Origin of the sequence: Paraburkholderia phytofirmans OLGA172 (assembly GCF_001634365.1) — a bacterium.
Taxonomy (GTDB): domain Bacteria; phylum Pseudomonadota; class Gammaproteobacteria; order Burkholderiales; family Burkholderiaceae; genus Paraburkholderia.
Window position 1 is genome coordinate 589,548 of record NZ_CP014579.1, and the last position, 13,330, is coordinate 602,877.

The 13,330-nt window shown below is 55.8% G+C and carries 11 protein-coding genes and 3 pseudogenes; 5 read left to right on the forward strand and 9 right to left on the reverse strand.

All coding sequences use genetic code 11. The annotated features are described in order from the left end of the window. Positions 1-15 precede the first annotated feature (15 nt). The 4 genes and pseudogenes from AYM40_RS42605 to AYM40_RS22960 form a co-directional block, all read left to right on the forward strand. Positions 16-134: pseudogene (locus tag AYM40_RS42605) on the forward strand (oxidoreductase); the annotation flags it as partial. A gap of 52 nt (positions 135-186) precedes the next feature. Then, complete coding sequence (locus AYM40_RS22950; protein WP_063498546.1) at positions 187-612, forward strand: PAS domain S-box protein; 426 nt, start codon at positions 187-189, stop codon at positions 610-612. 259 nt (positions 613-871) lie between these two features. Further along, positions 872-1,846, forward strand: a complete 975-nt coding sequence (locus AYM40_RS22955; protein ID WP_063498547.1) for a LysR family transcriptional regulator — start codon at positions 872-874, stop codon at positions 1,844-1,846. Between the two features lie 70 nt (positions 1,847-1,916). Next, positions 1,917-2,186: pseudogene (locus tag AYM40_RS22960) on the forward strand (transposase); the annotation flags it as partial. Positions 2,187-2,260: 74 nt separating this feature from the next. On the opposite strand, the gene AYM40_RS43770 reads toward AYM40_RS22960, so the two are convergent. The 7 genes and pseudogenes from AYM40_RS43770 to AYM40_RS42610 form a co-directional block, all read right to left on the reverse strand. Further along, a complete protein-coding gene (locus AYM40_RS43770; protein ID WP_082855246.1) occupies positions 2,261-2,914 on the reverse strand; it encodes a DUF5134 domain-containing protein in 654 nt (217 codons plus the stop codon). A 368-nt stretch (positions 2,915-3,282) separates the two neighbouring features. Next, the gene (locus tag AYM40_RS22965; protein ID WP_201788178.1) at positions 3,283-4,050 is read right to left on the reverse strand and encodes a DUF899 family protein; all 768 of its coding nucleotides are present in this window, start codon (positions 4,048-4,050) and stop codon (positions 3,283-3,285) included. A gap of 238 nt (positions 4,051-4,288) precedes the next feature. Next, positions 4,289-5,137, reverse strand: coding sequence for a fumarylacetoacetate hydrolase family protein (locus AYM40_RS22970; RefSeq protein ID WP_063500632.1), 849 nt, complete (start codon positions 5,135-5,137; stop codon positions 4,289-4,291). A 396-nt stretch (positions 5,138-5,533) separates the two neighbouring features. After that, positions 5,534-6,514 carry an MBL fold metallo-hydrolase gene (locus AYM40_RS22975; RefSeq protein WP_063498548.1) on the reverse strand — a complete coding sequence of 327 codons (981 nt, stop codon included), beginning with the start codon at positions 6,512-6,514 and terminating at the stop codon, positions 5,534-5,536. A 59-nt stretch (positions 6,515-6,573) separates the two neighbouring features. After that, on the reverse strand, positions 6,574-6,750 hold the full coding sequence (locus AYM40_RS41490; protein ID WP_158515314.1) for a hypothetical protein: 177 nt from the start codon (positions 6,748-6,750) through the stop codon (positions 6,574-6,576). 108 nt (positions 6,751-6,858) lie between these two features. Further along, complete coding sequence (locus AYM40_RS22985) at positions 6,859-7,728, reverse strand: alpha/beta fold hydrolase (RefSeq protein WP_063498550.1); 870 nt, start codon at positions 7,726-7,728, stop codon at positions 6,859-6,861. Positions 7,729-8,021: 293 nt separating this feature from the next. After that, positions 8,022-8,439 (reverse strand): annotated as a pseudogene (locus tag AYM40_RS42610) (FAD-dependent oxidoreductase); the annotation flags it as partial. A gap of 728 nt (positions 8,440-9,167) precedes the next feature. On the opposite strand from AYM40_RS42610, the gene dld reads away from it, so the two are divergent. After that, positions 9,168-10,859 carry a D-lactate dehydrogenase gene (dld, locus tag AYM40_RS22995; RefSeq protein WP_063498552.1) on the forward strand — a complete coding sequence of 564 codons (1,692 nt, stop codon included), beginning with the start codon at positions 9,168-9,170 and terminating at the stop codon, positions 10,857-10,859. Between the two features lie 759 nt (positions 10,860-11,618). Here the strand turns inward: dld and AYM40_RS23000 are convergent. Both AYM40_RS23000 and AYM40_RS23005 read right to left on the reverse strand, forming a co-directional pair. Further along, positions 11,619-12,215: a 2-hydroxychromene-2-carboxylate isomerase gene (locus tag AYM40_RS23000; RefSeq protein ID WP_063500633.1), complete on the reverse strand. Its 597-nt coding sequence runs from the start codon at positions 12,213-12,215 to the stop codon at positions 11,619-11,621. A 121-nt stretch (positions 12,216-12,336) separates the two neighbouring features. Next, complete coding sequence (locus AYM40_RS23005) at positions 12,337-13,101, reverse strand: SDR family NAD(P)-dependent oxidoreductase (RefSeq protein WP_420488501.1); 765 nt, start codon at positions 13,099-13,101, stop codon at positions 12,337-12,339. Between the last annotated feature and the right edge of the window lie 229 nt (positions 13,102-13,330).

The window sequence follows — 13,330 nt, forward strand, 5'->3', positions numbered from 1 at the left end:
ATGTCGTTAACGGAAAGCAATGTTTGCGCGGAGATGCAGTACCGGGGTGTGGTCTGGCTTGCGGGATGGGCGCCTGCATGCCTTTTCCAGCGACCGTCGCACCCTTTGTCCTACGCGGCGTGACGTTGGCTGGGGGCATGATGGTACGCCTGTCGATTATTGAAGCAACCACTAGGAAACGACATCATGAACTACACTCCTGCGCTGGCCGAATTGGTAATCGAACAGATATCCGACGCCGTCATCTTTGCGGACTGCTCGGAAACGATCGCACGGTGGAACCGTGCCGCTGAGACACTGTTCGGCTACAGCGCGAACGAGGCGGTCGGCAGAAAGCTTGATCTGATCATCCCCGAGCACCTACGCGCCGCGCACTCGACGGGATTCGGGACGGCAATCGCGAACGGTACGACGAGACTGCATGGACGGCCAACCTTGACCCGCGCGACACACAAAAGCGGACGCAAGCTCTACGTCGAAATGACGTTCGCGCTGGTGAAGGCCCTGGATGGGACGGCGCTTGGTTCGGCGGCGGTCGCGCGGGACGTGACGGCGCGCATCGAAAAAGAACGCGCTACCCGTTCTGTAAGCACGGCAGCGAGCGCAATTTAGGCGAGCCACAACTGACGTCACGTCGCGCTCACGGCCATGCGACTGAAAATTCCAACTTCGTTCACGCAAGACTAGCTCGTGGCTCGGCGGACAAATATAGGGCTGCATAACCCGAGGCCCGCGGAAGGCGAAAAACCGAGGGAACCTGAGGGAGTGACCGTCAGTGCTTTCTCCCCCCATACTCAAAATTCAACAGGCGACGTGCGTGTAGTGGCAATACATAGATCGTTGGAAGCGAACTGGTAAGGAACAATACAATATGGCGGATCTTGTTAGCAATATGCGGATCTTCGTCCGTGTGGTCGAGAAGGGTTCCTTCACGGCGATCGCGAAGGAAATCGATATGACTGTCGGGCAGGTTTCACGCGCCGTAAATATTCTAGAAGAGCAATTGCAGGCGGTCCTCTTGCACCGGACCACGCGCCATCTATCGTTGACAGATTCCGGCGGACGCTTCTATGAACGTGCAAAAGCGATCCTTGCGGATTTTGACGCTGCTGCGGAAGACGTGCGCAACGCTAGCCATTCGCCTGCGGGCCGCCTGCGGCTACACTGCGCACCCGGGCTCGCGCAAAGCCTAGTCGCCGCAGCGCTGGCACGCTATCAGGTAATCTGCCCCGATGTCCAGGTCGAACTGAAGATCGAGCAGTGCATGCCGAACCTCGTCGAGGACGGCTACGATCTTTCACTGTTCTCCGCAACACAACTTCCCGACTCACTTTACGTTGCGCAGCCGCTCGGCACAGCCTATTCGATAATGGTAGCTTCGCCGGGCTACCTTAAGCTCAATGGTGCACCGCGTACACGAGACGATCTCGCGTCTCACACGCTCATCGAGTTCGATTCGCCGGTGGCACCACCAAACGAATGGCATCTCGAAAGCGGACAGGAGTCGCATCTACTGAATATCCCGAAGTCGCCCCTCCAGACGAATGTGCCTGACGCAATGCGTGCAGCATTACTGGCCGGAGCGGGAATTGGTGCGCTTGCTACGTACTCTGTGGTGGATGACCTTGAATCTGGTGCGCTCATACGTGTGCTGCCGCAATACCGCCTGCGTCCTTTCACCGTATTTGCAGTGTATCCGTCTCGACGATTCCTCGATGCGAAAGTGCGGACAATACTCGACCATCTGCGGGAGACGCTTTCGCATTCGCTGAAGGATGTGATAACACGCGTCGAGGTGCTTGAGCGGACCGATGAGGAAGGCGTGAGCCTTCCCCATAGCATCTGAGAACTGCAATTTAAACTCTGTGCAATTCTCCGAAGTTGCACAACACCGCCACCCGTTCACATTTTCATGCCGGCAGGCCACACGCCGGACGGTTAACGTGGCGTTCGCCGATCGGGGATATGCAGGCGGCGAACCCGCGCAGGCCGCGCTTGACGAGGGGATCGAGCTTGAGGTGATCAAGTTGGCGGAGGCGAAAAAAAGATTCGTGCTGTGGCCGCGCCGCTAGGTGGTAGAGCGCAGCTTCGGTCGCTTGAATTGCTTTCGCCGGGCCGCGCGAGATTACGAGCGCTTACCCATGACGCTCGCAAGGCTTCATCTCGTAATCTTTGCGGTACTGATGCCCGTCGCAAACCTGACAAAACGCGCCCATCAAGCTCTATGCACGACTACCTGCGGTCGGTCTGATCGACCCGATCATCTCATGATGAGAAGCATCACTGCCATGTTCACGTTCATGGCGACACGACACGCTACCGTCGGTGCTGTGCTGCGGGCTGAGGTGGCGCCAACTGATATTTTCCGGAGACTGTAGTGTCGACCCGGCAGTTGAGCGAGTATGTCCCAAGCCCCGCAACAGACAAGGATAAACGCGAGCGCCAGAGTCGGAAGTTTGAACGGCTGTACCGTGCTGCTGCTTTCCGCTCCCCCCCTGCAGATGTCGTCAGTCATCGTGAGGGCGGCGAACATGTAGACCGCGGCCGCGCAGTGCAACATATGTGCAGCGCGATGCACGCTCGCCAGAGACCGCAGGCCGTTCACCCTGGTATCGGCTAAAAAGCGCCATGCGAACCACACAGTGAGCAAGCCAAAGATCGCCTCCCATGCGTGTGACGGCAGAGTTCTAATGCTCGGTGCCAGCATTCCCGTCATCGCGACACCCATCAACAGATACGCAATGTCAGTATCGGCTCCATCTGAACACCGCGAAGACGAGCAAGGCCCGCCTGGCTTAACAGCTGAAAGCCAGTTGGCTGGTAACTTGGCGGCTCCGAGGCGGATCGTGCTTACTGCCGTGACGACCAGCATGAGCGCAGTCAGAATGCCCAGCAGCCAGGGGGGAGGCATCATGCGACGGTTCCTTTCAACGTAGCTCCGTGGCCAGTGCGGGCCAACACCGTGGCGACCAGAAGACAAGCGCCATGGTGCGCTCGCGTTGCCGACATGCGCGTCCGGGCCGTTTGTAGCTTGCGATGGGTTGGGCCGGCGACAACGGTCATAGCGCGCTTGATCATCATTTGTCACGAGGCGTGACCCGGAGGCGGCGGCGAGCGGGAGACCGCAGTATTCGGAGATAGACTTCGGCGCGTGCGGCGTGGAAGATCACGACGCACGCGCACACCGATGTGCACCGTGGATGCGGTGCCATGCCCACGGGGTCAGAGCGACCCTGTTCCAGGGCCACTCAAACCGATACGAACAGAAGTGCAAAGACTTCCTTAGTACTGCAGGTTGGGGAAGCCCCCGCCCTCTCCGCGTCCTTCGCGCGTCAGATCGAGAACACCGTAGATTGTCCAGATCGCATCGAACGAGCTGGTATCGCCGCGCTTGTACGTCGCTTCGCTCCCCCAGTGGTGGTGGATTCCGTCCGCGTCGCGGGAGAATACGTTCAAGGAGGCGCGCTGCCCGCCGTCTGGCGTTTCAGCGCGGTAATCCCGGTTGAAGGTGTTGTTCCGCGAGGACAACAGGCGCAAATTGTGCCAGCCGCGTTCACGTGCGTAGGTGCCGAGCCGTTCAGGGCTAGTCTTCGCGACGACGACGAGGTTGGCTCGCTCGGCAACGTGAAAGGCCGCGCCCTCGAGCCCGTCGACAATCGATGTGCAAGACGGACACGGCTGCTCGACAAGCGGCAGCTCGGCAGTCTTGCCTCCTGGGGCTCCCGCTCGTTGGTCTTGTGACCAGCGCGGAAACATCATGTGGTAAATGATCAGTGAGTTCTTGCCCGGCTCGAACAGTTCCGACAGCTTCACCTCGCTTCCATTGTCGGCAGACTCGAAGACGTAGTCCTCCTTGATCAGGCCGCCCGCAGGGAGTGCCCGGCGCATGGCGGCTACTCGCTCGTTCAGCTCTTTGAGCTCTAATTCTGCCTCTAACAGCTCACTACGTGCGCGGCGGTATTCATTCGACTCGCCGGGGAATCTGGCATTCGGGTCGAGGAGTACATCCCTCCACTTGTTCATGTCGCGTGGCGTGCCCTTGAGAACCATAGTTTCCATCCTTCTCTATGCTCTGAACTCTGTTCCTTGCGTAGTGTGAAGATCAGAGCGTCCGTTGGAGATTGCGAAGAGGGTACTGACGTACTACGCCGTCAGCGGGCGTATGTAAACCGGACCTACCACGTGGGTATGGGATGCCAGGAAATCATAGGTATATGCATGAATGGGGTCTCCTACCTGATAATCCTCCGTTATCCGTTATCTCTGGCGGATAACGGAGGGGTCTGTCTTATACCTGTCGCTCGACGATCAGTTGCTTTTGGGTGCCGAGTCCTTCAATCCAGAGCGTAACAACGTCGCCTTTATTGAGGTAGGTCGGTTCGGGCTTCATACCCATGCCGACGCCCGGGGGCGTGCCGGTGGTAATCACATCGCCCGGAAGCAGCGTCATGTAGCGGCTGCAATAGGCAACGAGTTCCTTGACCGTGAAAATCATGGTCCTGGAGTTACCGCCCTGACGACGCTCGCCGTTGACGTCGAGCCACATGTTCAGGTTTTGCGGGTCGGGCACTTCGTCCTTGGTCACGAGCCACGGGCCAATCGGGCCGAAGGTGTCGCAACCCTTGCCCTTGTCCCACTGGGAGGATTGCAGCTGGAAGGAACGCTCGGATACGTCGTTCACCACGCAGTAGCCGGCGACATAGTCCAGAGCTTCTTCTTCGGAGATGTACTGCGCCTTTTTGCCGATCACAACGCCGAGTTCGAGCTCCCAGTCGAGCTTCGTCGAGTGCGGAGGCACGACGATGTCGTCGTTGGGGCCACCGATGGACGTCGTCGACTTCATGAAGATGATGGGCTCGGTGGGAATGGCCATGCCAGCCTCTTCGGCGTGGTCGCGATAGTTCAGACCGATAGCAATGAACTTCGAGATGCCAGATACGGGTGCGCCGATGCGGGGATTTCCCGGGACGAGAGGCAGCTCGGACAGCCGAATTTTTGACAATTTTTCGAGCTCACTCGCCGAAAGATGCGCAGGCGTGATGTCGGACACGTAGCCGGACAGGTCGCGCAGTGCACCTTGCTCGTCAAAAATCGCAGGCCTTTCCGCGCCAAATTCGCCATAGCGACAAAGCTTCATTTTGTATCTCTCCAAGTTAGGGGCTGGAAGATCGTTACAGGGCAGCCCGGTTTTTTCTTTGCCACGCACAGCAGAATTGACGAAGTTGATTGGCCACTGGCCTTCGAGGACACGGCGCACTTCTCCCGGTGCACCGGATTGCAGGCCGGCCAGCGTGTCGCGGCTGTCTGCGATCTCCCCGAGAATGCGATTTCCAATGTCGATGGAATCCCAGGCGCAATCTGTCAGGACAACCTTTGCTTTCACTTTCATCTCATGCTCTGGCGTGTCATTAGCCTGCACCCACCTGGCTGCCATCAGGTGAGTTTGATTTGAAAATCGTCCAGGGCTTTCTATAGCAGATTGACCGTGCAGGTTTTGGGCGCTGAAGCCGATACTGTTGCGCTGTTTCCGCGATCACTCGCGGTCCATAAATGATTCAGGTACCCACGCGTAAGCGTCACCATCTGGACGAATATGTCCGACACCCGGATAAGGCAAATGCGGGGCGGCGACGAGCACTTGCGTGCGAGAGAACTCGGCGAAGGCTGATCTGCGACTCTCCACCGCGCCGGCGGGATCCACGTCAAACGCGATTGTGAATTCAGGTTCGGCAAATTGCAGTGCGGCAATATGAACGATATCGCCGACAAACACGAGGGTTTGGCCTTCGCTGGTTAGTGCGTAGAAAGCTGAGCCAGGTGTGTGTCCCGGGTGGAGTGACGCCGTAATGCCGGGGACAATCTCAGTGGTCTTGTCGAAAGGGCGCAGTTGACCCGACTCCGCATAGGGTTTAACTGTTAGTACTGCTTGCTCGAATGTGTACGGAAGTGCATCCGGCCGATATGCGGATGTGGCCGCCTGTTCCGGGTCAAGAAAGAAATCGACGTCCGGCTTGCCGACATGTACAAGTGCATTCGGGAACATTCGCTCGCCTGCCATCGTGAGACCGCCTGAATGGTCCACATGAATGTGCGTAATTAAAATGTCGGTGATGTCTTGAGGTCCAAGCCCTGTATGCTCGAGACGCGTGAAAAGTTTTCCGCCGACGTTAATTTGGCGGAACAGTTCTCCGGCACCCGTATCGACAAGAATCTTACGGTCATTCAGTTCAATCAGGTAGACGTTAATCGACGTCTCGACCTCCCCGCAAAGAAATGCCTTGGCCAACAGCTTCTCCAATGTCGCCGTATCTTTGCCGGAGATCAGTGTGGGCGCATTGAGAGGAATAGTGCCGTCAGATATAACGGTTACCTTTGCGGCGCCAACTTGCAGGCTATAGAGCGGTGCGACTTGCGGCAGTCTGCCGATGTTTGAGAAAGAAGGGCGCGAGTTGGTGATTTTTCCGCTAACTGACGACTCACCGAGTTCGGAACTACAGGAGCAGGGTGTTTGCATGGTGTTCATCCTGTAAATACGTAGATCAGCTGCAACCAGGATTTTGTGATTGCACGCATTTACGTCGTCGAATAAGAAACGCCACGGATAGGCGTCGATAGGTGCACGTTGCTCAGGTACTGGCCGAGCAGTTTCTCGAGGATCAGCACTGCCTTGATGGTAATTCTGGATTGCGCGACGGTCGCCTGTTGGGATGCTGCTGTGGCGGCAGGGACGATGTCTTGAATCTGGTCCAATGTGGTCACTGGCTTATGTGTAACTACATCGGACGTTGCGAAACAATAGAGTAATATTCCTTGATAAAAATGAATATCATGCTCTAGCGCGGCGTTTTGAGTCGATAGCTATCCTTTCCAACTCTGCAGAAAATCGAGCAGTTGGGCATTGACAATCTTAGGCTGCTCCTCCTGCGGCATGTGTCCCGCCTGCGCAATTGCGTATGTCCGTATGTCGGTTGCCATGGAGCGCCATACCTCGGCCATATCAAACATTTTACCGACGGCGTAGAATTCGGCACCCCAAAGCGCCAGCGTCGGCACCTTGATGGGCACATGTGCGTCAACCTTGTCCTGCGCGACGTCTTCGGCGTTCGCTCGGTAGTCGGACATTGCTCCACGGACGGCACCAGGAGCCTGGTATGCTCGAACGTATTCCTCGAACGCATCGCCACTAATTGCAGTTGGATCGTAGCACCAGTCCGTGAAGAAATGGCGGAGCCACACGCGCTCGTTGCCTGCAATCAGTGCTTCCGGAAGATCGGGAACCTGGTGGAACAGGAAGAACCAGTACGCCTTTGCAATCTGCGCATTCAGCCGCTCAGCGACCACTCGCGTCGGAACGTTATCCATCACAACGAGGCGGTCAAGTCTGTGCGGATGGTCCTTAGCGAAGCGCGTCGCTACTCGTGCGCCTCGGTCGTGGCCCACTAGCGCGATACGGTTGATGTCCAACTTGTCAAGCAGGGCAAGCAGGTCGTTTGCCATCGTGCGTTTGTCATATCCTGCCGCGGGCTTGTCCGTTGCCCCATAGCCACGCAAGTCTGGCGCAATCACACGGAAATGTTGCGCGAGCACGGGAATCTGATGACGCCACGCGTAATAGGTCTCGGGGAATCCGTGAAGCAAGACGACCGTGGGTCCGTCGCCTGCTTCTACATAGTGCTGACGAATGCCGTTTGCCTCAACGGTGTGATGAACCAATTCAATGTCTTTCATGATGTCGTGCAATCATTGGCCAAAGTAGATAGGTTGATACCGGGCATGTTTCGCGCCGATCCGGAGACACACGTGAAGTCTAGGACCAAGCAGAGGGGCGATAAAGGCGCTTTCGAGGTAATGAATTTCCCTGGCAGTAGACAAATCGCAATATGTTCGCTAAAGAATCGAACAAACCAGGTGTTAATACCGATTTAAAAATTGACGCTTACTTGATCTTCCTCAGTGGTATTTCGGCGGGACTCCGGATGGAGGCTCCTCGCTTGCAATTAACCGCCATGCGCTTGCCCTTGAAGAGAGCGCCAGCGCGAGTCCGTCGCGAGCACCACGCTTTTAGCGCGCAGCGTCGCGCCGCTTGCGGTGCCGATCTCAACGGTCTTCACACCCGGCACGAGCATCTCGGCACTGCAGATTCATGATGTCGACGTCGTAGGCGCGCACGTGCTACTCGAGCGCGGTCGCGAAACTCAGTCCTTCCGTTTCCTGCACCGATACGAAGTCTCGATCGCCATCGTGTAGAGCACCTGACCGCCGAAGCGTTCGGCGGGCACGCCGGTGCGAATGTCTTTGTGCGCCGCGTCGATCGCAGCCGCCGCGCCAGCGGGGCCGCAGCCGCCGGCAAGCATGTCAAAAATCTTTTTCGCGTTGAGCGTTTTCCGCGTTGCGCGCGGAGGCGCCGGTGTCCAGCTTCGCGAGAAGCTCGCCGACACCCGCCTACCGGTGGAGTTCAGCAGATAGCAGCCTGAACTTGATTTGAAGAATGCGTCCGTCACGAGCAATGCTCGCGAGCGCGAAAGCGTTTCTTTTAGCATTGTTTCCATTGCTGAGAAGGTGTTTTACGCTTTGGGTAATTTTGCGGCGAAAAAAGAATGGAAATCGCTCAAACCCAGGCCGGCTGGATATTCCCCGGTTGGCGCTTCAGTAGCAGAATCGTAGGCGTCACTTTTTCGCTATTGAAAGTGGCTGCGACTTGTACTTACCATTGCGCCTGCGGAACGCACCATGGCAACGGAAATGAACCTTGCATGGATTATTTTTTATAGCTATGTACTACTTATAATATAGTCGATCGCCATTCCGGATTTTCGATATGGGATATTTCGTCTTTTTTTGCGAGAGCGGCCTGGATGTAGTGCGCGTGATCGCTGCCTCACGTCGGGCGCCGTCTGCCTGGTTTGCTCTCGGGCCCGCTGGTTGTCAAGCAGATGCCGACATAAGCGAAAGCGGCGAGCATTTCTGAAGCTGACGTCAGAACGCCGCAGACGGGGAATGTGTCGCCGAGTCAGGACGACTGTGTACTTGAACGGGTTTGGATCGGCTGCACTGACCGGGCAATTGATTGTGGCCGGTCACGATCGGTTAACGTAGTTACGGATTTTACTAGAAGTCAGGTGGCTCCAATCAAAAGGGGTAAGCCTTGAACAGCATGGAGCATGGATATGTCAAGTAAAGAGGTACTAAGTAAGCTGCGAAGTGTGGTTGCAGCAACGGATCTGTTAACTGGTGAAGACGAGAAGGTTTTTTATACCAAGGGTTTTCGGGTTGGACACGGCAAAGCGCTCGCAATTGCGTTGCCCCGCACGCTACTGCAACTTTGGCAGGTTCTTGAGGTTTGTGTTGCGAATGACGTAATCATCTTGATGCAAGCGTCGAACACCGGCATCACCGGAGGCTCGACTCCAGACGGCGACGATTACGATAGAGATCTGATAATCGTCAGCACTCGGCGTCTTGGCGGACTTCAAATCATTGATGACGCGAGGCAAGTCATTGCATTCCCTGGATCAACGTTGACTGAGTTGGAAAATGCCCTTAAGCCATACAATAAAGAACCGCATTCTGTCATTGGTTCTTCATGTATCGGCGCATCGGTTATCGGTGGAATCTGTAATAATTCCGGCGGTTCGTTGATTCGGCGGGGGCCGGCCTTTACTGAAAAATCCCTTTTCGCCAGGATCGACACGAGTGGAAAGCTTCAACTCGTCAACAATCTCGGAATCAAGCTAGGACGGGATCCGAAAACCATTCTCGAGAACCTCGCTTCACGTCAGTACACGACGGGCGATTCGCCAGACTGGGACGGAAAGTTGTGGGCGGAAGATTACGCAAAAAATCTTCGTGACGTAACTGCGGATAGTCCGGCTCGTTACAATGGGAATCCGGAATATTTGCACGACAGCGCCGGTAGTGCAGGAAAACTTGCGGTCTTTGCCGTTCGCTTGCCTACCTTTGATGCCCCGGCGAATACCACCACCTTCTACATTGGAACTAACGACGAATCTGAATTGGTCCAGCTCCGTCATTTCCTTTTGACAAGCTTGTCTCAACTGCCGATCCAGGCGGAGTACATTCATAGAGGCGCGCTGGATCTCTCGATTCGTTACGGGAAACACATCTACAAGGCGATCCGGCGCCTAGGTCCTGAGAAGATCCCGGAATTGATCGCACAAAAGGCGAGGTGGGACAGATTGGTTAAGCGCGTTCCCTTGCTTCCCGAAAACACCGTGGACAAGGCAATCCAGATCTCCAACGCACTCACTCCAATTGGTCTGGCTGACCGCATCCCCAGCTATTTGGATCTGTATGAACACCACCTGGTGATCAAGGCGGATGAGCGCGATGCAGCGGAGATGGCTACACTTCTCGAACGCTTTTTTGCAACTCGCACAGGGAAGTACTTCAAATGTAACGAGGACGAAGCTCGCGACGCGTTTCTTGTACGATTCACCGTCGGTGCCTGCACCATCTGCTACTGCGAAAGTCACGGAATTGACACCAACGAAAGGTTGCTTGCATTTGATGTGGCACTACGTCGAAATGACACTGAGTGGCGCCTGAAGTTGCCGCCTCACCTGCGAGAGCAGGTCCTGCTGGACTCTTGCTGCGGACACTTTTTCTGCTTTGTAAATCACCAGGACTACATCCTGAAGCCCGGATACGACGCCGTTCTCTTCAAGAAAGAGGTATTGGCATACCTTGAAACTCGCGGTGCAAAATACCCCGCGGAGCATAACGTCGGCCACCTGTACCACGCTTCTGAAGGTTACGAGGCGCAAATGAGGCAGCTGGACCCGACGAATAGCTTCAATCCTGGTATTGGGAAGACGAGCAAGAAAAAATATTGGCATTAGAGAAGCCGAGGGGTGTCGAAAATCAAGCAAAATTCGACATTCCGACACTTGGCTTAGTGTTAGCCAGGTGGGGGAGTTTCGTCTGCTACGCATGCAGCTCCATTTCACCGACCTCAGGTCCCGTCACTAATCCGCTGTTTTTTGGTGATCCGGTGTGGAGCGACTATTCGATTGGCCCATGGGCGGGTTCCTGTGGCCATATCGACATTGACACGGTCGGCGTAGCAACGGCTCCCAGGCTGGTGTAAATCGAACTCCTGCGGCACCGATCGGAAAATCTGGATCCCAGAAGCCAGAGTGCAATTGTGCGGCTAAGCGGGGGCGTGATGTCGAGCTTTTCGCTGCGCGATCGAAATACTCATCTCGTGCGGCGCGCGTCGGTTCGTCCGCGATGTTCGCGCCGCGGATGAAGCATGTTGCATGGGAACTCAACTGAAACCGAAAGTACCAACGAACGGCGTATGCGTCAAGGACCTCGGGGCGGATTGCGAAGTTGTCGTAGTTGACCACTGAGTGAGGCTTGACACTGGCGTCGTGGAGACGAGTTTCGACCTCAGTGCGAATGGTCTCTACGTCTTCGAGACCGGCGACTTCGTGCTCCTCAAAATTGTTGAAGAACAGACTTTGCACCGCGTCGTAGCTGAACCGTTCGTTGAGCTGTAATCTGAGAATTGCAGCGCGCAACCCATAGGCACTAAACGGAATATCCTCTCAGGCGCTCACGCTCGCAAGATCACAATGAGCAGTAGCGCCGGTCTATCATGCTCGGGAGTCGCGCAGAGCGTCTGCCACGAATTCGAGTCGATCCTGGCCGAAGAACAACTGATCGTCGACAAGGAACGACGGGCACCCGAATACGCCAAGTCGCGCGGCTTCTTCGGTATTTTGCTTGAGTTCGTCCTTCACTTTCTGGACAGAGACGCACTGCAGGAAGTCGTCCAGAGAGATGTCAATCGGAGCAAGAACCTCTGCAAGCACAGATGGGTCGTTAAGATTCTTGGACTTTGCCCACATTGCCTCGAACACCGTGTCGAGGTAAGGACGGAAGAGGAGCGTATCCTTGAAGACCACAGCGCCTCGCTGGATAACCAAAGTGTTGATCGGCCAAAATGAATTCACCTCAAACGGCACGCCACGCTTTTTTGCGCATAGTGCCATGTCCTTCCAAAACCAGGCTCTTTTCGTGGGCACGTCGGTCGGCCCGCTATTGCCGATTGACTTGAGTAAGGCGCCGAGGAGGACAGGAACCCATTCTATCGAGGCCGCACCTTGTTCTGCAATTTTTGGGAGCTCGCAATAGGCGAGGTAGGAAGCAGGGCTACCAAAGTCAAAAAAGAACTTGAGCTTTCGAGACATATCAGTACCTTTAGTGAAACTGGGGCGGCGCATCATTCGATTTACTAACGTTCCATATACGGTCACACGTCGAACTCGAATGTCTACGCTGTCAGCTGTTGTTGATGGAGGTTCCAGTAGTTTACGCATTATGCGCCGGATTGAGAATGCCATCGATCTCTTTCGGCTTGTAGCGTTCCGGAAAGAGTGTCCGGATGAACTCGGTGTCGATCGAGCCGTCGATTACCAAATGTCCTAAGTGAATGTCTTCGGGGCCCAGTTCGCGTGCGATGTTTTGCGCCAAGTCTCTCAGGCCATTTTTGGCACCGGAGAATGCAGAGAAACCGGTGCCCCCTCGCACGCTCTGTGTTGCCCCGGTAAAAATAATCGCGCCACGTTTGCGCGGCAGCATCGTCCGCGCTGCCTCCCGTCCGGTCAGGAAGCCGGTGAAACTGCCCATTTCCCAGACCTTGTAGTACTTCTGCGCCGTTGTTTCCACGATACTGAGCTGCACGTTCGCGCCAATGGTAAAGACCATCACATCAATCTCTCCGATCCCAGCCTCGATGTGCGGGAACAGAGAATCGACCTGCTCTTCTGTTCGGGCATCAATGCCAAAGGCGTGAGACTCATGACCGTCGACCGAAATCGTGTCCGCCAGAGGAGCAAGTTTCTCCGCATCACACCGAACGGCCGCGATAGCGAAACCTTCGCAGGAAAGCCGCTTTGCGATTGCGCTGCCTGGTGCGTCAACAGCCCCAATGATGAGGGCTATCGCCGAGTCGAGCGGCGATGGGAGCACGGATTCCGCATGGGTGAGCACGTCGAAGCTGCGTTTACCGTGATAGTAGCCCGTGCAGGATTGTGCCGTCCCTCCAAAGGACATGGACTCAATGAGCACTTTCATGTTGACCTAATTTGGATCGCTTCGAGCGCCATGCTCGAAACTCCTGGGCCAAGTACGGGCTATTCAGCTTAGCTTACCAGCAGAAGCTCAGTGCTCCTCGAACACCTGCGTGTCGCGTGCAATCGCGGTGGGCATGAGCTGACGCAAGAACTCTATCCAAGTTCGTATCCTCGCGTCCGTATCTCGTCGAGACGGATGACCGAGAGATTCGGCATCACGCGGCTGGCGC